The 20,830-nt window shown below is 41.5% G+C and carries 24 protein-coding genes; 18 read left to right on the forward strand and 6 right to left on the reverse strand.

The window, feature by feature from the left end:
* The first annotated feature begins 6 nt into the window (after positions 1–6).
* Genes ACFQ1M_RS16670 through ACFQ1M_RS16685 form a run of 4 tightly spaced genes read left to right on the forward strand, consistent with a single transcriptional unit; the run spans position 7 to position 3,730 of the window.
* Positions 7–375: a BlaI/MecI/CopY family transcriptional regulator gene (locus tag ACFQ1M_RS16670; RefSeq protein ID WP_386410360.1), complete on the forward strand. Its 369-nt coding sequence runs from the start codon at positions 7–9 to the stop codon at positions 373–375.
* Positions 372–2,021, forward strand: a complete 1,650-nt coding sequence (locus ACFQ1M_RS16675; RefSeq protein WP_386410363.1) for a TonB family protein — start codon at positions 372–374, stop codon at positions 2,019–2,021. Before ACFQ1M_RS16670 ends, ACFQ1M_RS16675 begins: the two co-directional genes overlap by 4 nt.
* 18 nt (positions 2,022–2,039) lie before the next feature.
* Positions 2,040–3,179 carry a tetratricopeptide repeat protein gene (locus ACFQ1M_RS16680; RefSeq protein WP_386410366.1) on the forward strand — a complete coding sequence of 380 codons (1,140 nt, stop codon included), beginning with the start codon at positions 2,040–2,042 and terminating at the stop codon, positions 3,177–3,179.
* 44 nt (positions 3,180–3,223) lie between these two features.
* Complete coding sequence (locus tag ACFQ1M_RS16685; protein ID WP_386410369.1) at positions 3,224–3,730, forward strand: hypothetical protein; 507 nt, start codon at positions 3,224–3,226, stop codon at positions 3,728–3,730.
* Here the strand turns inward: ACFQ1M_RS16685 and ACFQ1M_RS16690 are convergent.
* A complete protein-coding gene (locus ACFQ1M_RS16690) occupies positions 3,727–4,467 on the reverse strand; it encodes a Bax inhibitor-1/YccA family protein (protein WP_386410372.1) in 741 nt (246 codons plus the stop codon). The genes ACFQ1M_RS16685 and ACFQ1M_RS16690 overlap by 4 nt on opposite strands.
* A 109-nt stretch (positions 4,468–4,576) precedes the next feature.
* Here ACFQ1M_RS16690 and parS point away from each other — a divergent pair, with 109 nt between their 5' ends.
* Together parS and ACFQ1M_RS16700 are read left to right on the forward strand one after the other, a co-directional pair.
* Positions 4,577–4,990 (forward strand): type II RES/Xre toxin-antitoxin system antitoxin, encoded by a 414-nt coding sequence (gene parS / locus ACFQ1M_RS16695; RefSeq protein ID WP_386410375.1) that lies wholly within the window; start codon positions 4,577–4,579, stop codon positions 4,988–4,990.
* Between the two features lie 2 nt (positions 4,991–4,992).
* Entirely contained in the window at positions 4,993–5,451 is a 459-nt protein-coding gene (locus tag ACFQ1M_RS16700) for an RES family NAD+ phosphorylase (protein WP_386410378.1), read from the forward strand.
* A 24-nt stretch (positions 5,452–5,475) separates the two neighbouring features.
* On the opposite strand, the gene ACFQ1M_RS16705 is transcribed toward ACFQ1M_RS16700, so the two are convergent.
* The 3 genes from ACFQ1M_RS16705 to ACFQ1M_RS16715 form a co-directional block, all read right to left on the reverse strand.
* Entirely contained in the window at positions 5,476–6,354 is an 879-nt protein-coding gene (locus tag ACFQ1M_RS16705) for a hypothetical protein (protein WP_386410381.1), read from the reverse strand.
* A gap of 191 nt (positions 6,355–6,545) precedes the next feature.
* Positions 6,546–7,670 (reverse strand): glycosyltransferase family 2 protein, encoded by a 1,125-nt coding sequence (locus ACFQ1M_RS16710; RefSeq protein WP_386410384.1) that lies wholly within the window; start codon positions 7,668–7,670, stop codon positions 6,546–6,548.
* Positions 7,667–8,656 carry a lysylphosphatidylglycerol synthase domain-containing protein gene (locus tag ACFQ1M_RS16715; RefSeq protein WP_386410387.1) on the reverse strand — a complete coding sequence of 330 codons (990 nt, stop codon included), beginning with the start codon at positions 8,654–8,656 and terminating at the stop codon, positions 7,667–7,669. Before ACFQ1M_RS16715 ends, ACFQ1M_RS16710 begins: the two co-directional genes overlap by 4 nt.
* A gap of 47 nt (positions 8,657–8,703) precedes the next feature.
* On the opposite strand from ACFQ1M_RS16715, the gene ruvC reads away from it, so the two are divergent.
* Complete coding sequence (gene ruvC, locus ACFQ1M_RS16720) at positions 8,704–9,261, forward strand: crossover junction endodeoxyribonuclease RuvC (protein ID WP_386410390.1); 558 nt, start codon at positions 8,704–8,706, stop codon at positions 9,259–9,261.
* A 40-nt stretch (positions 9,262–9,301) separates the two neighbouring features.
* Here the strand turns inward: ruvC and ACFQ1M_RS16725 are convergent, their stop codons facing one another.
* Entirely contained in the window at positions 9,302–9,460 is a 159-nt protein-coding gene (locus ACFQ1M_RS16725; RefSeq protein ID WP_386410925.1) for a hypothetical protein, read from the reverse strand.
* On the opposite strand from ACFQ1M_RS16725, the gene hemW reads away from it, so the two are divergent.
* Genes hemW through ACFQ1M_RS16755 form a run of 6 tightly spaced genes read left to right on the forward strand, consistent with a single transcriptional unit; the run spans position 9,398 to position 13,152 of the window.
* Positions 9,398–10,531 carry a radical SAM family heme chaperone HemW gene (hemW, locus tag ACFQ1M_RS16730; protein ID WP_386410393.1) on the forward strand — a complete coding sequence of 378 codons (1,134 nt, stop codon included), beginning with the start codon at positions 9,398–9,400 and terminating at the stop codon, positions 10,529–10,531. The genes ACFQ1M_RS16725 and hemW overlap by 63 nt on opposite strands.
* Before the next feature lie 13 nt (positions 10,532–10,544).
* The gene (locus ACFQ1M_RS16735) at positions 10,545–11,294 is read left to right on the forward strand and encodes a cyclase family protein (RefSeq protein WP_386410396.1); all 750 of its coding nucleotides are present in this window, start codon (positions 10,545–10,547) and stop codon (positions 11,292–11,294) included.
* Positions 11,294–11,650 (forward strand): DUF4260 domain-containing protein, encoded by a 357-nt coding sequence (locus tag ACFQ1M_RS16740; RefSeq protein ID WP_386410399.1) that lies wholly within the window; start codon positions 11,294–11,296, stop codon positions 11,648–11,650. The genes ACFQ1M_RS16735 and ACFQ1M_RS16740 overlap by 1 nt, the downstream gene beginning before the upstream one ends.
* Before the next feature lie 4 nt (positions 11,651–11,654).
* Positions 11,655–12,278, forward strand: coding sequence for a DUF4230 domain-containing protein (locus ACFQ1M_RS16745; RefSeq protein WP_386410402.1), 624 nt, complete (start codon positions 11,655–11,657; stop codon positions 12,276–12,278).
* A gap of 55 nt (positions 12,279–12,333) precedes the next feature.
* Positions 12,334–12,765, forward strand: a complete 432-nt coding sequence (locus ACFQ1M_RS16750) for a hypothetical protein (RefSeq protein WP_386410405.1) — start codon at positions 12,334–12,336, stop codon at positions 12,763–12,765.
* A gap of 39 nt (positions 12,766–12,804) precedes the next feature.
* Positions 12,805–13,152 carry an MmcQ/YjbR family DNA-binding protein gene (locus tag ACFQ1M_RS16755; protein WP_386410408.1) on the forward strand — a complete coding sequence of 116 codons (348 nt, stop codon included), beginning with the start codon at positions 12,805–12,807 and terminating at the stop codon, positions 13,150–13,152.
* Between the two features lie 111 nt (positions 13,153–13,263).
* Here the strand turns inward: ACFQ1M_RS16755 and ACFQ1M_RS16760 are convergent, their stop codons facing one another.
* Positions 13,264–14,118 (reverse strand): AraC family transcriptional regulator, encoded by an 855-nt coding sequence (locus tag ACFQ1M_RS16760; protein WP_386410411.1) that lies wholly within the window; start codon positions 14,116–14,118, stop codon positions 13,264–13,266.
* A gap of 174 nt (positions 14,119–14,292) precedes the next feature.
* Between ACFQ1M_RS16760 and ACFQ1M_RS16765 the strand changes: the two genes are divergently transcribed.
* Genes ACFQ1M_RS16765 through ACFQ1M_RS16785 form a run of 5 tightly spaced genes read left to right on the forward strand, consistent with a single transcriptional unit; the run spans position 14,293 to position 20,790 of the window.
* The gene (locus tag ACFQ1M_RS16765; RefSeq protein ID WP_386410414.1) at positions 14,293–15,207 is read left to right on the forward strand and encodes a dihydrodipicolinate synthase family protein; all 915 of its coding nucleotides are present in this window, start codon (positions 14,293–14,295) and stop codon (positions 15,205–15,207) included.
* 39 nt (positions 15,208–15,246) lie between these two features.
* Complete coding sequence (locus ACFQ1M_RS16770) at positions 15,247–16,770, forward strand: aldehyde dehydrogenase (NADP(+)) (protein ID WP_386410417.1); 1,524 nt, start codon at positions 15,247–15,249, stop codon at positions 16,768–16,770.
* A gap of 10 nt (positions 16,771–16,780) precedes the next feature.
* Positions 16,781–18,505, forward strand: a complete 1,725-nt coding sequence (locus ACFQ1M_RS16775) for a DUF885 domain-containing protein (RefSeq protein ID WP_386410420.1) — start codon at positions 16,781–16,783, stop codon at positions 18,503–18,505.
* Positions 18,505–19,515, forward strand: a complete 1,011-nt coding sequence (locus ACFQ1M_RS16780) for a 4-hydroxyproline epimerase (RefSeq protein ID WP_386410423.1) — start codon at positions 18,505–18,507, stop codon at positions 19,513–19,515. The genes ACFQ1M_RS16775 and ACFQ1M_RS16780 overlap by 1 nt, the downstream gene beginning before the upstream one ends.
* A gap of 27 nt (positions 19,516–19,542) precedes the next feature.
* Positions 19,543–20,790: an NAD(P)/FAD-dependent oxidoreductase gene (locus ACFQ1M_RS16785; protein WP_386410426.1), complete on the forward strand. Its 1,248-nt coding sequence runs from the start codon at positions 19,543–19,545 to the stop codon at positions 20,788–20,790.
* Positions 20,791–20,830 lie beyond the last annotated feature (40 nt).

Below are 20,830 nucleotides of genomic sequence, written 5' to 3' on the forward strand. Positions count from 1 at the left end.
GACAAAATGAAACAACTTACGAAAGCCGAGGAAGAAGTGATGCACGTGCTTTGGCAATTGGAAAAGGCCAATGTGGCGAGCATTATTGAAGAGCTTCCGGCACCAAAACCTGCCTACAATACGATCTCTACGATTGTAAGAATTCTGGAAAGCAAAGGATTTGTGTCGCATGAGAAGGTGGGTAAAGGACATATCTATTTCCCGTTGGTCAGACAATCAGATTACAGCAATCAATCCATCAACAAGCTAATGGACGGATACTTTCAAGGTTCTTTTAAGAACATGGTGTCCTTCTTTATGAAAAAGAATGATATAAGCATCAGTGAGCTCGAGGAGGTCATGAAAGAAATTAACGATAAAAAAGAGGAGTTATGATAGCATATTTAATAGAGGTCTTGGCATTTCAGTTGTTGTTCTTATTGGTCTACGCCCTATTCCTGAAGAAGGAAACCTTTTTCAATTGGAATCGGGCGTACCTCCTGGTCACACCCTTGGCGGGAATCCTGCTCCCTTTTATTGAGTTCGAAACGGTGCGAGAGGTGATTCCCGCGACCTATACCTATTCCTTCCCAGTGGTGATGGAAACGCAGGTTAGCGAGTTGACCGCTGGCGAAAGTACAAGTTCCCTCCAGCTTAGTTGGATGTCACTGCTCTATTTTGGGGCGTTGATAAGTTTTTTGTGGTTTTGTTCTAAGTTCTATAGGATCATCACACTGATTCGGAAAGGGGAGCTCCATTCCTTCAAAGGTTTTAAAAAGGTAATACTCAGTGAATCTAATGTCGCATTTTCTTTTTTCAACTATATTTTCTTAGGAACAGAAACGATCAAAAAACCGCATCAGCATATCATCGATCACGAACTCGTACATATTCGTCAGAAGCATACCTGGGACCTACTTTATTTTGAAATTCTCCGTATTGTCTTTTGGTATGATCCTTTGATCTATGTCTATCAAAAGCGAATGGCCGAATTGCATGAGTTCATAGCTGATGCTCAGGTCTCGAAAGAAGGTAAAAGCGCACATTACGACCAACTTTTACAGGAGGTATTTCAGGTAAAGGAAGTGTCATTCGTCAATCAATTCTTTAATCATTCACTTATAAAGAAAAGAATCATGATGCTAGCAAGACAAAGATCCAAGAATATCTTCAAATTGAAATATCTGTTGATGATTCCTGTTTTTATGGGAATTCTTATCTACACTTCGTGTGAGGAGAAAAGCACCACTGGGATTAAAACCGAAATTGACACCTTTGAACAACCTGTGGATAGGGTGGTGCCCTTCGCACTTGTTGAGGAAGCTCCAATCTTTCCAGGATGCGAAGATTCGGATGATAAGCGACAATGTTTTCAGGATAAGATACACGAGCACATACTTTCAAATTTTAAATATCCTGGGGCCGCACAGAAAGCTGGAATCGAGGGGCGTGTATATGTCCAATTTACCGTATCGGAGAAGGGGACATTAACAAATGTAAAGATGCGTGGCCCTGATAGTTCATTGGAAGATGAAGCAAAAAGGATCATTTCGTTGTTGCCAGTGGATTTCGTGCCAGGGAAAAGCAAAGGGAAAGCTGTGTCTGTGCCTTTTTCGATACCTATTACATTTAAGATAAATGGGCATAATGATGTAAATGAATCAATAAAACAAAAGTCAAATTTAATTCAGGATACAATTCATATCCCCTTTGCTGTGATCGACGAGGTGCCCGTCTTTCCCGGTTGTGAGGATGCGTCGGATAAGCGAGCTTGTTTTAGAGAAAAAATGGAAGCGTTTGTCCAAGCGAATTTGCAATATCCAGAGCCTGCAATCAAAGCAGGAATCCAAGGCAAGGTCTATATACAATTTGTAATCGGCAAGGAAGGAGAGATCGCGATTCTTCGGGTAAGAGGGCCCGTTAAAGATCTAGAGGAAGAGGCAAAAAGGATCATCGGTTCACTACCAAAGTTTGTACCGGGCGTTCATAAAGGAGAACCGGTATTGGTACCATACGCGATGCCTATCACATTCCAGTTATAACATGCTAAAAATAAATTGATGACGAAACGCATTTTTCTATTGTTCACGATCCTTTGCGGACAGATAGAGGCTCAAAGATCAAAAACAGTAGATGGAGACCGCCATTATGCCCTAGGGAATTATTCGAGAGCAATTTCGTATTATGAACAAGAGCAGGAATCTCCGAGCGTTGCGGTAAAAATTGGAAAAGGCTATAATGCCCTGGGAAATTATCATAAAGCAATCGAGGCATACGAAAAAGCGCTGAAGAAGGATTCAACAATGCTATTGGCGAAATACGAATTGGGGAAACTGTATTTGAAGATCTCAAAGCCGGAGAAGGCAAGACCGTTATTCGAAAAGTTAGTCCAGTCAGATGCTAAAAACCCAAATTTTCACTATCAATTGGGACTCATTGCAAAACAAACCCAAGATTCCATGGCTTTGGCATATTTCAAGAAGGCGGTACAATTAGACCGGAGACATCTAAAAAGCATCTATCAAGTAACACGACATTATTTTGTAGAACTGGACAAGGACTCACTTTTTCACTATGCCGATAAGGGCCTAAAATTTGACCCGAACAATGTGGACCTGATAAATATAAAAATGCTATATCATTTTACAAGAGGTTTTTATGGAGAGGCAAAGGAAGGAATCGAAAAATTAATGTCACTTGGGCAGCATTCAGAAGGTCTACTGGAGAAATTAGGCGATTGTAATTTTGAATTGCGTCAATTTGAAAAAGCTCTAGAAGCCTATCAACAGCTATTCGAATTGGGTGAGGCAACAGCAGAGATCCACTTTAAGCTTGGAAGGGCCTATAGCCGCCTTAACAGACATGAAGAGGCGTTGAAGCACTACAAGGAAGCTTTAAAGCTAAAAGACCCAGCACTCACTGCAGAGTACAATGCCATTGGCGAGACTTACATGACGATGGGCGATGATAAGAATGCGGTAAAATATTTGGATAAGGCCATGGACGAGTCGCCCAAAAGCCTTCTTCTCAATTATTCGATCATTCGAAGAATCGATGGTCGTATGAAAGACCCAAAAATTAAATTGCACTTCTTTTTGAAGTTCAAAAAACGCTTCCCAAAGGCCCGACCAAATATTTTGGAATATGTAAATAGTAGAATTTCGCACTATAAGGCTGAAATCCATCTAGCAGCCGAATAAGAATCCATAAAAAGTTGTATTTTCCCATAACTTTTCAATCGCAAATGAAAACGACCTGCGGAATACTACCACTTATACTTACATTGCTTTTAACAAGTTGCGAACTTTTTCAACCTAAGGAAAGTGCCGAGAGCTTGAGTGATAAATACCTCGAAAGTGTGAGTTGGGATACCTTGGACCAATATCCATTATTTGAAAATTGCGAGGAAACAATGGCCAAAGATGCGCAGCGCAACTGCTTTGAAAATACCCTTTTTGATAATCTTTATGCAGAATTGTCGCAACAGCAGATCACGGTCAGTAAAACTGTCAACGATACAGTGATGCTTCATTTCACGATCTCTAAAGATGGAATTTTAACACTAGACAAGATCGACAAGAGCCCTCTGATAGAAAAGGAGATCCCACATTTGGATAGCTTGCTGCATGCATCGCTAGAAAAATTACCTTCCCTGTATGCTGGTCTTAAAAAAGTGGCGACCGGAGATGTTTCCGAGATGGTTCCAGTAGAGGTGTCCTGTGCACTTCCACTGATCATCAGGGCTTTTTAAAAGCGAGTCGCTAATTTCCGCATGAGTCTTAGAATCTCTACATACAGCCAAATCAGTGTAACCAATAATCCCCAAGTGGCGATCCACTCGCGTTCTTTTGGTGCGCGCCCACGATACCTTTCGATATAGTCAAAGTCCAATAGTAGCGAAAGCGAAGCGACAATCGCTGCAATCACATTGAAACCGATGGCAAACCAAGACGTCCCTCTGATAAAGGAGACTTCAATATCGAAAAAACGTAGAATCCAAGTGATGATGTAGATGGTAAATATGGTCACGGCGGCGGAGATCACCACACTTTTAAATTGTTTGGTAACCTTGATGATCCTCGCCGAATACAGGAGTAACATTACAAAGAAAGTGATGAGGGTCATTCCGACCGCCTGAAAGGGAAAGCCTGGGAAACTTTTGTGCACATATGCGCTGATACCACCAAGAAGGAACCCCTTGGATAATGCGTAAATAATTACCAGCCATTTGGCCCATTGCGGTTTAAAGGATATTAGAACGCTACATATTAGCGAAACTATGATACCACCATTTGTATACCATTTTATGTTCGCGCCTTCGAAAAACAACTTCCAAGTATATCCCGCAGTGATTGAGGTGAGTGCCAAGCAAAAGAGCGATTTGATAAGGATGCCTCTGATGCTCATGCGCCCCATTTTTCTTGAAGGACGGTCCCAAAAATGGTTTGTAAAAGCAGGATTGGAGGTACTTAGTCCAAAAATGGCCATATTTTGTGAATTTGAAAGATGTTAAAATTATAAAAAATTAAGTTGTCAAATTATTTTTACTGACAATATTTTTGTAAATTTACTTAACCTAATAGGTAAATAAACCAATATGGAAGCATTTACATTGAGTGATTTTGTGGAAACTAAAAATCAATCACCACAGACTAAGTTGCGAATTATTCACGCATCACGTAGTGGAGTCTCACGCTCTGACCTTAAAAAATTCAGTCTGCGCGTGGCACTGCCATTGACCAAGATCTCCGAGGTAGTCCCTGCATCCTATTCTACGCTCTCCAAAAAAAGTAATTATGACAAGGAGGTGAGCGAGCGTCTTTTTGAGATAGCCGAAGTGTATGCCAAGGGTTTCGAGGTGTTCGGCGATGAAAAAAAATTCAATAATTGGATTCATGAGGCCAACCTTGCGCTTGGAGGAATACCCCCGTTTTCACTATTGGACACTAGCTATGGTGTTCAGATAGTACTTAACGAGTTGGGAAGAATAGACCACGGTATCTTCGCATAAAAATGGTCGTTTACCGAATAGATCGCGAAAAACGTAAAAATGATCTGCTTTCGGGTGTCGGCGCTCAAGAATATGGAGGTCGGTGGAATAAGATCGGTACAAAAGCGATCTACGCATCACAACATGTTTCATTGGCATATCTGGAAGTAGCCATGCATCTCAATATGACGATGAGCTTGCCTACAGATCGTATCCTTGTGCATATCGAAATACCAAATACCATCAAGATCGAAACTTTAGAGAAATTACCAACAGATTGGCGCCGTCTTCCTTACAACTACGAGACACAAGAGATATTCACTAGATTTTGTAAGCAAGAGAGAGGCTTGGTGTTAAGGGTGCCCTCGGTCGTGGTTCCTTCAGAATACAATTTTATAATCAATCCCATACACAAAGACTTCAAGAGGATAAAGATCCTGAAAACAGAAAAATTCATATTCGACGACCGCTTGCTAAAATAGAGGCTATATCCAGAAGTTCTGCTGTCACAGAGCAAATCTGTATCCCAGACCAATATTTACAGGAAATTGACCATTATCATCTGCATTAAGCCCCCACATATCTAACGAGGTAAAGGTTATGTACTGTCCTTCGGCTACACGAAAATTTGCGCCAATGCCTAAGATCAGTGGGGCGTTAAAGTTAGACCCACTACTCGCTCTGATGATCTCTTCACCATCTCCATCGATGATTGGAGGCAAATTTGAACTAAAATTGTTGTAGGTGACAATGTTCAGGTTGGCAAAGACATTGAATTTGGGTGCATTGATGATCTTATAACGGTAATTAAGCGATAATTGAGTGGCCGAATAATCAAACGCATCGCTCTTAAAAGAATGTTTAGCGCCCAATACAAGCGAATGGGAAGGCAACACATTTTGATCGCTTACTTCAAATTCAGCTCTTAAAAACAAATTGGTCTTATTATCAGGATTGGTTACAAAAGGATTATTGGTAATTCCGCCAATGACCGCTAAACTAGTAGCTAGTGGATTGCTCCGCTTTTTCACAACGTAACTGCTGTCCTGGCTTTTATTGTAGGCATCAACAAAGTCTTTAAGGCTATATAATACAAACTTCACCCGTTGCGTATTTTCATTGCCCGTCAAGTCTTCTAAGGTTTGTTTGTACTCTTGTTTATATTGCTGGTCCATGCCGAGTGTATTCTTTAGCTCGACGATCTCTGTTCCTTTTTTAATAAAGTAACGATAATTAGAACGGTTGGCGTTCCAAAGTAAGGTGAGGGTGCCTTCGGCTTCCTTCTGCAATATCAATGTTTCACCATTAACTGTATAGGATTCCTGCGCCTGTACCACATAGGTGGACATAAGTAATGCAACGCTTAACAACAACTTCTTCATCATGACATTGGGGTTTAGATGAGGTAAAAATAAAAAAATTAAAATTGATACCACATGTTCCCCCAATTGGCCATAAAATGATGAAAAGATTTGTTGTAAAAACGAAACACCATGTCCAATTGGGGCACGTGTCTTTCATTTCGATTGATGAATGGAATTTTTTTGTTTTGAATATTAAAATTAGAAAGACGAATTCACTGCTTAAAGTATCTTCCCTTCCATTGATACCCAGAGAACAATGAGAACACCGCTACTAAAGTGCTAAATATGGGATAGCACAAATAAGCTAGCATCAAATGCAACATCCGTATCGGCTTTTGAAAGAATTTGGAGGTATTCGCCAAGAGCGGTGTGTCGATAATAAACTTGCTCAACATCCAAATAATGAAGTGGACAACACTTATCTGTCCCGAAAATAGTAGCCCCCAAGCGACTACAGTGCATAGGTTCATCAATAAGACGATGATTCCGGTGCTTTTTGCAAAAATACTCTTGTAGCTAGCTGTTTTTGAAGCCCATCGTATTCGTTGATTCCATAACTGTTTCCATGTGGTTTCGGGTAAGGTATGCACTAGTGCTTCTCTCGACTTCAAATAAAAAAGCTGACCAGGAAATTTTTCTCCCATCTTTTCAATCAGAAAAACATCATCCCCACTAGCGATATGATCATTACCCTCAAAGCCATTTACTCCGATGAAATCCTTTTTCATATATGCTAAATTTGCACCGTTGGCCATAAACGGCTTTCCTAGACCAAAACTACCGATAGTGGCCCCGACCAAACTATAAAGGTCAAGCAGTTGAAACTGCTGTAAAAAAGAATCATCAACTTCGTAAGTCACTGGACCAGCGACAAGTTTGGGTTGTTTCAGCTGAATAAAAGTATCAAAGATCGACAGCCACGTTGTTGGTAAAGCACAATCGGCATCTGTTGTTATGATCCAATCGTATTTCGCTACTGCGATCGCAGATCTTATAGCATCTTTTTTTGGTGAAGGTGATGTTCTCGTATTCTTAAGAATAGCCATTTCGGCATTGTTCTGCTTCTCTGTGAAGGCATTGATGACCTCAATAGAATTGTCCTCGGAGTTATCATCGACCAGTATTACTTCGAACAAGTTGCTGGGATAATCCAAGTTCGAGATACTTGCTAGCAGTCTTGAGAGATTATCGGCTTCGTTTCTAAAAGGGACAACGATCGAGAAAGTGGTCTTTGGCGTATCTATTAACGCTACAAAATCGTTTGATTTGTAGAGTCCATAGACCAACCAAAAGATCAGTATGGCATAACTAATTAAAATAATGATGAAGAAGATCATTCGTTATCAGTTTTCCAAGCGTTGAAATTCAATACATAATAACTGCCGAAGACACTTGGCAGAACAAAATTTAGAAGCCACATCAAGCTGGTGATACATAAGATGGTCAATTCATTAATTTGCATGAAACCAAAGAGCCAGACTGCCGCTCCGCCTCTGATCACCACATCAAAGATAAATACCGTTGGCACCAGCGAGGCGATGAGATACATAGAAGTTATGAGCATCATAGCCTCAAAATAGGTCAATGTGATTCCAAACATCTGGAGCAAAAAGAAAAACTGAAAAGAAAAGGTGGCATATCTAAGCAATGATAAGGCCCATGCTTGGATGTGCAGTCGTAAGGTCATCTTCTGTACAAATTCCTTGATCTTTTGAAATGAAAATCCTTTTATTTGAAGTCTTCGGTGTCGTAATCCAAATAGACCTGCCACCACAATGGCGATCAATATGGCGACAGATCGCAAAATCCTATAGTAATCTATGGCTACCTCAAAATGGCTTAAAAAAAAGTATAGCCCTATGGCACCCAAAATGATGGTGACACTCATTTGTAACATATTGCTCCATAGATTGAGAAACAACACTTTTTTCCGATGATTTTTTGAATAATAGACCACTTTAGCACCATATTCACCAATGCGATTGGGAGTGAGTAAGGAAGCTGTTAACGCACCCAAACTCTGTTCCATCGCATCCTTGAAGGAGATCCTTTTTAGCGAAGCGGTCAATGCTTTCCATTTCAACCCTTCTAATATCCAATTAAGGGCACTTAGTAGCAACAGGACAAGGATATTATTAACATGAAAAACACGATTGTTCTGAATTGTTTCCCAAAAAATATCGATATCTAGTCGTTGGTTGTTAGTTAATCGATGATATACGAAGTAGGCCATACCAATTACAATGGATAGCTTCACTAAAAGCAAAAGAAATTGCCTAGTTTTGTATGAGACGCTATAAAGCATAGCTACAAAGAAACACATTTACGAACAATAATTGTCATCCTATCGGAGCTGAGGTGCAACCAATATTGAAAACAGAAAAGATCATCCTTGGCATTGACCCCGGAACCACGATCATGGGTTTTGGCTTGATCAAAGTGGTGAACAAGAAGATGGAGTTCTTACAATTGAACGAACTGCATCTAAAGAAGTACGATGATCATTATTTAAAGTTAAAACTCATCTTTGAGCGTACCGTTGAACTGATAGATACGTTCTATCCTGACGAGATCGCCATTGAGGCACCCTTCTTTGGCAAAAATGTCCAATCGATGTTGAAACTTGGCCGTGCTCAGGGTGTGGCGATGGCTGCAGGGCTCTCTAGACAGGTTCCAATTACCGAATATTCACCTAAAAAGATCAAAATGGCCATTACGGGCAACGGAAATGCCAGCAAGGAACAGGTTGCCAAAATGCTCCAAACTCTACTGAAACTGAAAGCACTTCCTAAGAATTTGGATTCTACCGATGGTCTAGCAGCTGCTGTCTGTCATTTTTATAACGAAGATAGGATGGACGTGGGAAAAAGCTACACAGGATGGTCGGCATTTGTAAAGCAGAACGAGAAAAGGGTAAAAAAAGGATGACGATTGACCATTTATTATATTTTATTTTCTTCCGTTTGGTTTATCGGTCATATCGTTTCAAGAGACCAGTGACGGAGTCTGTGATACCTTGGTCAAAGATCTCCGTATCTTTGACAAATGCATTTAAGCGTTGAGCATGTCCGGCATCTATCTTCATATCCCATTCTGTAAGCAGGCCTGTCACTACTGCGATTTTCACTTTTCAACATCCTTGAAGAAAAAAGATGCGATGGTCGAGGCCCTTCAAAAGGAGCTGCAGTTAAGAAAGAACGAATTTGCCGAGGAAGTTATTGAAACGATTTATTTTGGTGGGGGTACTCCCTCTTTACTATCGATTGAGGATCTACAGGTGCTTATAGACACTGTGGTTGATAATTACTCGGTTGTAGAGAGTCCCGAGATCACGTTGGAGGCGAATCCCGATGATCTAACAGCGGGTCTAATTGAAGCATTGGCGAATACCAAGATCAACAGGCTTTCGATAGGTGTTCAATCCTTTTTTGAAACAGACCTTAAATTGATGAATCGTGCACATAACGCCAAAGAAGCGGAAAGATGTGTGGAAATGGCCAGCAAGCATTTCAAAAATATATCTATCGACCTTATCTATGGTATTCCCGGAATGGACAATCAGCGCTGGATACAGAATATTCAGAAAGCGCTGTCTTATGACATCCCGCATATATCTAGTTATGCATTGACCGTAGAGCCTAGAACAGCCTTAGCAAAATTTATCCAAAAAGGAGTGGTGGACCCAGTTGATGATGATGTGGCGCAAGAACACTTTCATCTGTTGGTCGATCGACTTTTGGACCATGGATATATTCATTATGAGCTTTCAAACTTTGGTAAAAAGGGATATTTCAGCAAAAATAACACGGCCTATTGGAAAGGGAAGAAGTATTTGGGTATTGGTCCTTCCGCGCACAGCTTCAATGGTTCGCAGCGAAGCTGGAACATTTCAAGCAATAGCAAGTATCTCAAAATCTTAGAAGAGAATGCGTTGCCTTTAGAAATTGAGAATTTGACGCGCACCGATCGTTATAATGAGTATGTGATGACCGGTTTGCGAACGATTTGGGGTGTTTCTTTAGACAAGGTCAAAGACGATTTTGGTCCAACGTATCATCAATATTTGCTGAAGCAAGCACAGAAATATATTGAAGAACATTTGCTATTCATCGATAAAGGAACACTTTTAACCTCAAAAAAGGGAAAATTCCTTGCAGATGGTATCGCATCTGACTTATTTTTAGTGAACTTGACCTAATGTATAGTACAAAGTGAAGACAACCATTTTTTTCAACAACAAGAATCACGAGATCGACCTATCACTTCCAAGAGATATTTCTATTCCGTTACGCGCCACCAATGATAATCCAAAAGCCTGGTATGTCGATGCACCCAAAATAGCGCCGGTAGAAACTGATCATTGGATCGGAAAAGTTTCAGAAGGCGGTTCTGTGAATTTCAATGATATCCATTTCAATCCACACGGGCATGGAACGCATACCGAATGCCTAGGTCACATTACAAAGGAAGCACATTCGATAAATAAAGCTTTAAATCGCTATTTCTTTTTCGCGGAACTCATTACCGTTGCTCCAGAGAAAGATGGTGATGACTATGTGATATCAAGAAAACAACTACAATATCTTTTGGGTCAAAAGAAGCGCGAAGCGGTCATCATTCGCACCATGCCCAATTTTTCTGACAAGCTCAATAGGCAATACTCCAACACCAACCCGCCCTATCTTATGGAGGAGGCTGCAGCTTTTATAAAGGATCGTAACATACAACACTTGTTGATCGACTTACCTTCTGTGGATAAAGAAAAGGACGATGGTAAACTTTTGGCCCATAGAGCATTCTGGGATATGGGAGGTCAGATGCGTCATAATGCGACCATCACCGAATTGATCTACGTTCCAAACGATATCATTGACGGGACTTATTTCTTAAATATCCAGGTTGCACCATTTGAGAATGATGCTGCGCCAAGCAGACCTGTTCTCTATGAAATTATCAAATAATGGAACGTATTTTAAAAATTGAAGAGTTAGGATTATTTGGATTGGGAGTTTATCTTTTCTCCCTGCTTTCCTTTCAATGGTGGTGGTTTCCAATACTGATCCTTTTACCCGATATCGGGATGCTCGGCTATCTATTTGGTAAAAGGGCGGGGGCTTTTACCTACAACCTCTTCCACCATAGAGCAATCGCCATCGTTGTCTATTTGTCGGGAATCTATTTTCAGCAAGAAGTTGTACAATTGATAGGGGTTATAGCATTTGCACATGCAGCAATGGACCGTATTTTCGGGTATGGACTGAAGTATGTAACCGGTTTTAATCACACGCACCTTGGAATTATAGGTAAAGAAAAGTAAGTATATGGATAATCTCTTCGACACGATATTAGGCATTATTTTGGGCGCGATCGTTATGTATTGGGTGTTTTCACTATTTAGAAAACGACAAAGTAAAGAAGTGACGAAAAAGCAATCTGTGGTTTTGCTAGAGAAGATACGGAGCGTTTGCAAATTGATCTCCGTTGAAGGGGACTTTGCAGAAATTTACCATCATGAAGATACCAAAGGTAAATTTCTAAACCTTTTGATGAGCAAGAAAAAAGCCTTATTGGTCATCAACGCAAAGGCCTATATAGGTTATGATCTAGGCAAGGTGAAACTTAGGGCAGACGATCAAAGAAAACGAATTATTCTTGACGAATTTCCTCAACCAGAAGTGCTGAGTATCCAACCAGATGTGCAATACTATGATATTCAAAATGGGCTCTTTAATCGATTTGACCACGAAGATCTTTCTACTTTAAACAAGGAAGCCAAACAACATATTTTGAATAAAATACCGGAGAGTGGCTTGATGGAGACGGCGAAGAAAGAGGCTTTGGATGCCGTGCTCATGATAGAGAATATGGTTCAGGCCATCGGTTGGCAATTGGATTACTCGGCCTTAGAACTTAACGCTAACGAGCAAAAAAGAATCAAATCCTAAGGGCACTCACGCAACCTTCATATAGGTTTTCCATCTAATTGACAAACGATCTATCATGAAAAATACCCTGACTGTATTGGTGCTGCTGTCTTTTATACTTCCTTTAAACTTAGGATGTTCTTCGGATGATAGTACCAATCCTAAGGATGACATCATACAAAAATTATTGGGAGAGTGGACACTATTCAGTTATGAAGGCGGAATAGCCGGGTTACCAGAAACTCCCACAGAAGATGACATCACCATTTCCTTTGACGAAGATGGAAACTACAAAAAGTTCGAAGACGGTCAACTGACTTTTGAGGGAACTTTTGAGATCGATTTTTTCGCGGCAAATGGTCAAGAGAATATCTTATTGAAAACAAGTGATACGAATCAATGGCGTTTGTTCTTCGAAAATGAAAGATTATCACTAGATCAAAATGCTATCAATGGGGCAGATGGATTTATATTTCATTATTACAAATTAGAGCTGGTTGTATTCTAGACTAAAATCATTACTTTCAGAGAAAGTTGATCGCCTAAAATGAATATAGAAGAGTTTCGAGACTATTGTTTATCAAAAAAAGGAGTTACCGAAGAGTTCCCATTCGATGCCCATACGTTGGTTTTTAAGGTAATGGGCAAAATGTTTGCACTATCTGGCCTAGAACGCGTCCCGCCAGAAGTGAATCTTAAATGCGACCCTGATCGGGCCGTACAGCTTCGTGAAGCATATGACGGAGAGATCTTTGGTGGCTATCACATGAGCAAGAAACACTGGAACACCCTTAGGTTGACCAATCTTCCGCCAGCGCTCATCTATGAGCTTATCGATCATAGTTACGATCTCGTAGTGGCAAAACTTCCAGCCAAAGTTCGAAAGGAATTATAGCGATTTTAGAGATGAATTATTTGCTGCAGGAGTTATCAACATGAGTTCTATCCTTTACAGTCAGCAATTTTGCCCCTTTTAATGCTATCATTCGGTTATGCAAATGAGTCCTTAGTTAGAGAACATCCACGAACGGCGATATTTAGAGGGAGTGATTCCCTTTATTTCTTTGAACTTCCTATTGAAATTAGAAATATTTTGAAATCCGCAAAGTGCGGCGATCTCACCAACCATTAATTCGTGATTTTTCATCAGCATCTTGCAGGCATTCTCAACTCTTATCTCAATAAGAAATTGAAAGAAGGTCTTGTTCGTACGTTGTTTAAAATAACGACAGAACGCGTTTTTGCTCATATTGGCGATACTGGCGATCGTTTCAAGTGAAATGTTCTGATCATAGTTAGACATGGCATACTCGAAAATATCACTCATGCGCTTGCCCTCATTATCAGTATAACGCTTTTTATTAATGAATAAAGAGAGTGCTTTTTTATCTCCTTTGGCAAGAACCTTTAGGAGCTCTAAGAATGAGATAAATCGATCGATCTTCGATTTTTCACGCAGTTGTAAGAACAAATGCTTCAAGTAGTTTTTATCAGACATAGCTAAAAAACCATTTTTCGACGCAGTAAAAAAGGGGTCGATCTCCGCAAGGTCCGCCGTGTCGAAAAAATCCTCACCAAAGCTGTTCTTAGTAAAGAAAAGTGAGATCATGAACGCATGGGTATCTTCTACCACGTCGTTCTTAAAAACATGAGGGATATTGCTGCCAATAACAATAGTATCTCCCGGTTCGAAATGGTTGATAGTGTCAGCAACGATAAGAGAGCCCTCACCACGCACGATAAAAGAAACCTGAATCTCCTCATGTTGATGAAGCTTATCGTAAAATCTGATGACACGATCTTCTTGGTAGATCAAAGTGTCACCTTCCGTCATAGGGATCTTAAATGGGAAAACTTTCATAGCCGGAGGTCGTTGGTTACTTATCCCATATCAAATATATGCGAATATTAATCAATATACATCAATATAAAAATGATTATGGTAATATAGTATTACCATGAGGTAAGAATTCATAAAAACTCCGTACTTTTTAAGGGTACATTTGTCCTAGTTAATTTAACTGTTTCAGTACCTATGAATATGAGCTGGAAAGGCGTTATGCCCGCAATGACCACCAAGTTTACCGATGATGACCGGCTAGATTTGAAAATGTTCGAAGTGAATCTTAAAGCACAGATGAAGGCTGGTGTAGATGCATTGATCTTGGGCGGGTCGCTTGGTGAGGCGAGCACGCTACTAGAAGAAGAAAAGAGCGTCTTAACAAGGGCCGCGGTCGATATGGTAGATGGAAAAATACCAATTGTTGTGAACATCGCCGAACAGGCGACCAAAGCAGCGATGAATGCTGCTGAAACGGCAGAGCAAGATGGTGCGAGCGGACTTATGATACTTCCTCCCATGCGATACAAGGCTGACGATAGAGAGACGGTAACCTATTTTCAGGAGATAGCCAAAAGTACCTCTCTACCGATCATGATCTACAACAACCCGGTAGATTATAAGATTCATGTTACCCTAGAAATGTTTGAAGAGCTTTTGAAATATGACAATATTCAAGCGGTAAAAGAATCTACAAGAGATACTACGAATATTACAAGACTCATTAACAGATTTGGAGATCGCCTGAAAATATTAGGCGGAGTAGACACCTTGGCATTAGAATGTCTGGTCATGGGAGCAGATGGATGGGTCGCTGGATTGGTATGTGCATTTCCTGAAGAGACGGTTGCGATTTATCGGCTGGTAAAAGCCGGAAGGATCGATGAGGCCGCAGCCATATTTCGTTGGTTCTTACCATTGCTAGAATTGGATATTAACCCTAAATTAGTACAGAACATAAAATTGGCAGAGGTAGCGACTGGCATCGGGACTGAAAACGTGAGAGCGCCGAGATTGCCTTTAGCAGGCGAAGAACGAGCACAGGTGCTGAGCATTATTGAAAACGGCATGAAGACAAGACCCAAACTTCCAGATTATCTAAATCTATAGATAGATAATCGACCTCGCTTATAACCAACATAGTTCAAAATGATCACAGGTAAAAATCAAATAGGGAATCAACAATCGGCCTTGGGGTCGGTAACATTCAAGACCTATAATCCCGAACTTAACATTGAAAATGAACAGCTCTTTTATGAAGCTTCCGAGGAAGAGGTCGACAAAGCCGCAGAACTCGCCAAAGATGCTTTTAAGATATATCGTAATATTTCTGGTAGCAAAAGGGCAACTTTTTTAAATGCCATTGCGGATGAAATATTGGCGCTAGATGATCTTCTTATTCGAACATACTGCTCCGAAACAGGACTGCCCGAAGGGCGGGCCAAGGGTGAACGCGGTAGAACTGTTGGCCAATTGCGATCGTTTGCAAATTTAATCGAAGATGAAAACTGGAGAGCGCCCACGATCGATGAGGCGATACCCAATAGAGAGCCTGCGCCAAAGCCAGACCTGAGAAAGTTTCTAATACCAATAGGACCGATAGCCGTCTTTGGAGCGAGCAATTTTCCCTTAGCATATTCTACAGCTGGTGGGGATACGGCAAGTGCGCTAGCAGCGGGATGTCCCGTCATTGTAAAAAGTCATCCTATGCACGCAGGAACAGGCCAACTTGTTGCGACGGCAGTGATCAATGCTGCCCAAAAGACAGGGATGCCAGATGGTGTTTTCTCTAATTTGAATAGTAGCGGTATTGAAGTTGGAAAGCAATTGGTTCAGCATCCCCACGTAAAAGGTGTTGGCTTTACAGGGAGTATCAAAGGGGGAAGAGCGCTGTACGATTTGGCTGCAAAGCGCCCAGAACCCATTCCGGTATTTGCAGAAATGGGCAGTATAAACCCTGTCATTATCACCGAAAACGCCTTGAAAAGAAGAGCGTCGGAATTAGCTTCCACCTATGCAGACTCTATCACCTTGGGCACAGGCCAGTTTTGCACAAACCCTGGGTTGATTCTGAGTGTCGAAAGCGAGGCCTTCAGTGCTTTCATACAAGAACTAGGGGATAAAGTGATTGCGAAGGACCCACAATGTATGTTACATCCCAATATCAAAAAAGGATATACCAACAAAAGAGACCTCGTCAGCGATCAAAGTGGGTTGCAGGTGGTAGCTGAATATTATAGCGAGCTCGCCGAAAATTATGCTCCCCCTAGAATTACTACGGTAAATGGGACAGAGTTCCTCGAAAACTCAAAGTTACACGAAGAAGTTTTCGGGCCGTTCTCTTTGGCGGTCCAGTGTTCAGATGAGGATCAATTATTAAAAATCATCGAATCCTTAGAAGGTCAGCTTACAGGAACGATTATTGCAGAAGACGAAGATGTGCCCGATCTCGGTGTCTTGGTAGATACCCTTCGCGAGCGTGTTGGTAGAATCATCTTCAATGGGGTGCCGACCGGTGTAGAAGTCTGCGAGTCGATGACCCATGGAGGACCTTATCCCGCTTCGACCGATAGTAGATTTACAGCTGTAGGGATCAATGCCATTCGACGATGGGTTCGTCCATTTTCCTATCAGGATTTTCCCAAGGCCCTGCTTCCAGAAGTGTTAAAATAATTATACAGAGATGACCAGATATTTAGGTTTAACGATCATAGTGTTCTTATGGCTGGTATCATGTAATCCTTCCAAAGAGTCATGCGATGCTGCCTGTCAATTGCAGGAAGTGATCAAAAAATATGAAGACCACGAAGGCTATGACGAGAAAGAGTTTCCATTGGGAAACTTTACCAAGGATCATTACCGGGCAGAGGCCGCATTTGCGCAAGAACTCTTAACCGAGATAGAAGGGATAGATATTGAATTACTTTCAGAAACCGATCGTATCTCGGCCAAACTCCTCAAATTTCAACTTCAGGAAACGATCGATTTTGTAGCCTTTGAGCAATATCTCAATCCATTATTATCGGATTCGGGCTTCCATAACAATCTTACCTACGAAGTAAGACCTATTGCCAATGTTGACCAAGCGAGAAGTTATTTGAACAAACTAAAAGCGATACCAGATTTTGTCGATCAACATCTAGTATTGCTTCGCGAAGGACTCGAAAAAGGCCGATCCCAACCACGTGTGATCTTTAACGGTTACGAATCAACTTATGACACGCACATTGTAGAGAAACCAGAAGAGAGTTTCTTCTTCTCACCCTTCAAAAAACTACCAGCTACCCTCGAAATTACATTGAAAGATTCAATCGTCAATGCTGGTAAAGAAATTGTCCGCAATGATGTGATCGAACAATTCAAAAGAATAAAGAGATTTTTTGAGGAAGAATATCTCCCTAAAACCAGAACCACACTTGGCATTTCTGAAACTCCTAACGGTCGTGCCTTCTATAAAAACAGAATACACTATTACACCACCTTGAACCTTAGCGCGCAGGAAATTCATGAGATAGGGCTGCAAGAGGTGGCGCGTATCAAGGAAGAAATGACAAAGATCATCGCCGAAGTAGGCTTTGAAGGAAGTTTCAAAGATTTTCTAACCCTCCTCCGCACTAATGAACAATTCTATGCAAAGACACCCGATGAGTTATTGATGCACGCGAGGAATCTTTCGAAGCAGGTGGATGCGCAACTCCCTAAGTTCTTTAAGACCTTACCAAGGCAGCCCTATGGCGTGGCACCTGTACCGGATGCCATAGCACCCAAATATACTGGAGGGAGATACATCCCTGCGGACATCGGCGGGACCGACCCGGGCTACTATTGGGTGAATACATATAACTTACCCAGCAGGCCATTGTATGTGTTGCCATCTTTGACCGTGCATGAGGCGGTACCAGGCCATCATTTACAAATTGCGCTCAATGCCGAATTGGGTGATAGCATCCCAAAGTTTAGAAAAGACCTTTATTTATCTGCCTATGGCGAGGGTTGGGGATTGTATTCAGAATATCTAGCCAATGAATTTGGAATTTACAGGACACCATACGAAAACTTTGGAAAACTTACCTACGAGATGTGGCGCGCCTGTCGTCTTGTGGTAGATACCGGAATTCATGCCAAAGGATGGGCGCGACAGCAGGTGGTCGACTATTTGGCAGACCATACGGCGCTTTCCATACACGAAGTAAATACCGAAACTGACCGCTATATTTCATGGCCAGGCCAAGCCTTAAGCTATAAGATAGGCGAATTGAAAATACGAGAATTACGATCGAAAGCCGAGGCGACACTCAAGGATAAATTTGATATAAGGGAATTCCATGAAATCATCTTGGCACAGGGCACCGTAACTCTTCCAATTTTAGAAGAACGAGTCAATGACTATATCAAAGCCAATAACTGATGGCAGCCCATAAATTTGTTTGCATCGACGGTCATACTTGTGGCAATCCTGTACGCGTGGTCAAGGAAGGCGGTCCTGATCTGATAGGGAATTCGATGAGTGAAAAACGTCAGCACTTTTTGCGAGAGTACGATTGGATCCGTACTGGGTTGATGTTTGAGCCACGTGGACATGATATGATGAGTGGAAGTATTTTGTACCCTCCACATGATGAAGCCAATGATTTTTCGATCCTATTTATAGAGACCTCAGGCTGCTTGCCCATGTGCGGGCACGGCACTATTGGTACGATCACCATTGGTATCCAAGAGGGATTGATAAAACCAAAGACACCTGGGAAGGTACGTATGGAAGCACCAGCTGGATTGGTGGAGATCGAATATCAACAAAGTGGGAATAAAGTAGAATGGGTAAAGATCATTAATATTAAGTCATACTTGGCAGCAGAAGGTTTGACGATCGACTGTGATGAACTTGGGGAATTGACCTTCGATGTCGCCTATGGCGGAAATTATTATGCCATCGTCGATCCACAAAAGAACTTTTTGGGTATTCATAATTATAAGGCTGGGGAGATCATACGGTTTTCCCAAGAGGTACGCACAAAGATCAATAAAAAATATCCCGACACCTTCATTCATCCTGAAAATGATGCTATCCGAGATGTAAGTCACATGTTGTGGACGGGCGATCCTCTACATGCTGCTTCTTCGGGAAGAAATGCCGTATTCTATGGCGATAAGGCCATTGACCGATCCCCTTGCGGAACAGGAACTTCGGCTAGACTCGCACAGCTATATGCGAAAGGGAAATTGAAAGAGGGAGAACCTTTTATTCACGAAAGCTACATAGGCAGTAAATTTGTCGGAAAGGTGGAAGAGGTGACGACCCTTGGAGGGATAAAGGCGATCGTACCTAGTATACAAGGTTGGGCAAAGGTGTATGGATACAATACCATCATTATAGATAATGAGGATGATCCGTATGCCCATGGCTTTCAAGTGATATAAGTTGAGAAGCAAAATGTTAAATAGAACATGAACAAAGAGATCATTATCATTGGAGGAGGAGTCATAGGTCTATGTACGGCATACTACCTTCAAAAGTCAGGACACAAGATCACCATCATCGATCAATCTCAATTGAATAGTGGGGCCTCCTATGTAAATGCCGGTTACTTGTCGCCGAGTCATCTTGTTCCGCTCGCAGCACCGGGTGTGATGAAAAAGGGTCTTAAATGGATGTTCGACGCTAAAAGCCCTTTATACATTAGACCTAGATTGCAAAATGATTTCTTGAGATGGGCCTTCGCCTTTAATCGTTCGTGTAATGTATCCCATGTGAACAAAGCTATACCCATCATAAAGGATATCACAATTTTGAGTCAGTATTTGTTCGACGACATTATGATGGTCGAAGAGTTCGAAGCGCATCGCGAAAAAAAGGGGCTGTTGATGCTCTGTCAGACCGAAAAAATGCTGGAGGAGGAAATCGAGGTCGCGAAGATGGCCAAAGAACATGGGCTGGACTGCAAAACGGTGAATCTTCAGGAATTGAAAGCTTTGGAACCTAATGTGATTATTGAAGCTATAGGAGCCACCTATTACAAATGTGATTGGCACACCACGCCGCACGAATTTATGAGGGCGATGAAAGATCATCTCAAAAAGGAAGGCGTTCGCTTTCTTCTAGGTGAAAAGGTGAAAGATCTCTCTGTGAAAAATGGGAAACTCATGGCATTGGTAACAGAGAAGGGAGCACTGAAAGCCGATGAATATATTTTGTCCGCAGGATCATGGAGTGGCCTTTTAAGCAAAAAGCTAGGCATACGATTACTACTTGAAGCTGGCAAAGGGTATCGAATCAACTCAAAAAGGGAACTCGGTATTACGATCCCGGCTATTCTCGCCGAGCGCAAAGTCGCCATTACACCGATGAATGGCTTTACACGCTTTGCCGGTACCATGGAGATCGCAGGCATCAATCATAAGATAAATAAAGTACGAGTAGATTCTATCGCCAATGCCGTAACCCAATATTATCCAGAGATAGAAATCTTGGAGGAAGAAAAATTGAAAGCCGCCTGCGGCTTGCGACCCGTTTCGCCCGATGGATTACCATATATCGGCAGATCATCGAAATGTAAAAATCTTATCATAGCCACTGGTCACGCAATGATGGGTTGGAGCATGGCAACGGCTACCGGAAAATTGGTTCAAGAAACGGTCGATCAAAAGAAGACCTCCTTGGATCTAGCCCCCTTTTCTCCAGACCGAAAGTTTTAACTTAAGGGGAACCCAGGCTACTATCTCCATTCCAATTTAT

It is taken from the genome of Sungkyunkwania multivorans, from assembly GCF_042675645.1.
Lineage (GTDB): Bacteria > Bacteroidota > Bacteroidia > Flavobacteriales > Flavobacteriaceae > Sungkyunkwania > Sungkyunkwania multivorans.

Excerpts from the sequence above, each read along its gene's own strand:
- ACFQ1M_RS16770 (WP_386410417.1), top strand. The coding sequence starts at position 15,247 with ATGATCACAGGTAAAAATCAAATAGGGAATCAACAATCGGCCTTGGGG.
- ACFQ1M_RS16750 (WP_386410405.1), top strand. The coding sequence starts at position 12,334 with ATGAAAAATACCCTGACTGTATTGGTGCTGCTGTCTTTTATACTTCCT.
- ACFQ1M_RS16670 (WP_386410360.1), top strand. The coding sequence starts at position 7 with ATGAAACAACTTACGAAAGCCGAGGAAGAAGTGATGCACGTGCTTTGG.
- hemW (WP_386410393.1), top strand. The coding sequence starts at position 9,398 with ATGTCCGGCATCTATCTTCATATCCCATTCTGTAAGCAGGCCTGTCAC.
- ACFQ1M_RS16705 (WP_386410381.1), bottom strand. The coding sequence starts at position 6,354 with ATGATGAAGAAGTTGTTGTTAAGCGTTGCATTACTTATGTCCACCTAT.
- ACFQ1M_RS16745 (WP_386410402.1), top strand. The coding sequence starts at position 11,655 with ATGGATAATCTCTTCGACACGATATTAGGCATTATTTTGGGCGCGATC.
- ACFQ1M_RS16755 (WP_386410408.1), top strand. The coding sequence starts at position 12,805 with ATGAATATAGAAGAGTTTCGAGACTATTGTTTATCAAAAAAAGGAGTT.
- ACFQ1M_RS16710 (WP_386410384.1), bottom strand. The coding sequence starts at position 7,670 with ATGATCTTCTTCATCATTATTTTAATTAGTTATGCCATACTGATCTTT.
- ACFQ1M_RS16775 (WP_386410420.1), top strand. The coding sequence starts at position 16,781 with ATGACCAGATATTTAGGTTTAACGATCATAGTGTTCTTATGGCTGGTA.
- ACFQ1M_RS16675 (WP_386410363.1), top strand. The coding sequence starts at position 372 with ATGATAGCATATTTAATAGAGGTCTTGGCATTTCAGTTGTTGTTCTTA.
- ACFQ1M_RS16760 (WP_386410411.1), bottom strand. The coding sequence starts at position 14,118 with ATGAAAGTTTTCCCATTTAAGATCCCTATGACGGAAGGTGACACTTTG.
- ACFQ1M_RS16785 (WP_386410426.1), top strand. The coding sequence starts at position 19,543 with ATGAACAAAGAGATCATTATCATTGGAGGAGGAGTCATAGGTCTATGT.
- ACFQ1M_RS16700 (WP_386410378.1), top strand. The coding sequence starts at position 4,993 with ATGGTCGTTTACCGAATAGATCGCGAAAAACGTAAAAATGATCTGCTT.
- ACFQ1M_RS16690 (WP_386410372.1), bottom strand. The coding sequence starts at position 4,467 with ATGGCCATTTTTGGACTAAGTACCTCCAATCCTGCTTTTACAAACCAT.
- ACFQ1M_RS16780 (WP_386410423.1), top strand. The coding sequence starts at position 18,505 with ATGGCAGCCCATAAATTTGTTTGCATCGACGGTCATACTTGTGGCAAT.
- ACFQ1M_RS16680 (WP_386410366.1), top strand. The coding sequence starts at position 2,040 with ATGACGAAACGCATTTTTCTATTGTTCACGATCCTTTGCGGACAGATA.
- ACFQ1M_RS16740 (WP_386410399.1), top strand. The coding sequence starts at position 11,294 with ATGGAACGTATTTTAAAAATTGAAGAGTTAGGATTATTTGGATTGGGA.
- parS (WP_386410375.1), top strand. The coding sequence starts at position 4,577 with ATGGAAGCATTTACATTGAGTGATTTTGTGGAAACTAAAAATCAATCA.
- ACFQ1M_RS16715 (WP_386410387.1), bottom strand. The coding sequence starts at position 8,656 with ATGTGTTTCTTTGTAGCTATGCTTTATAGCGTCTCATACAAAACTAGG.
- ACFQ1M_RS16765 (WP_386410414.1), top strand. The coding sequence starts at position 14,293 with ATGAATATGAGCTGGAAAGGCGTTATGCCCGCAATGACCACCAAGTTT.
- ACFQ1M_RS16685 (WP_386410369.1), top strand. The coding sequence starts at position 3,224 with ATGAAAACGACCTGCGGAATACTACCACTTATACTTACATTGCTTTTA.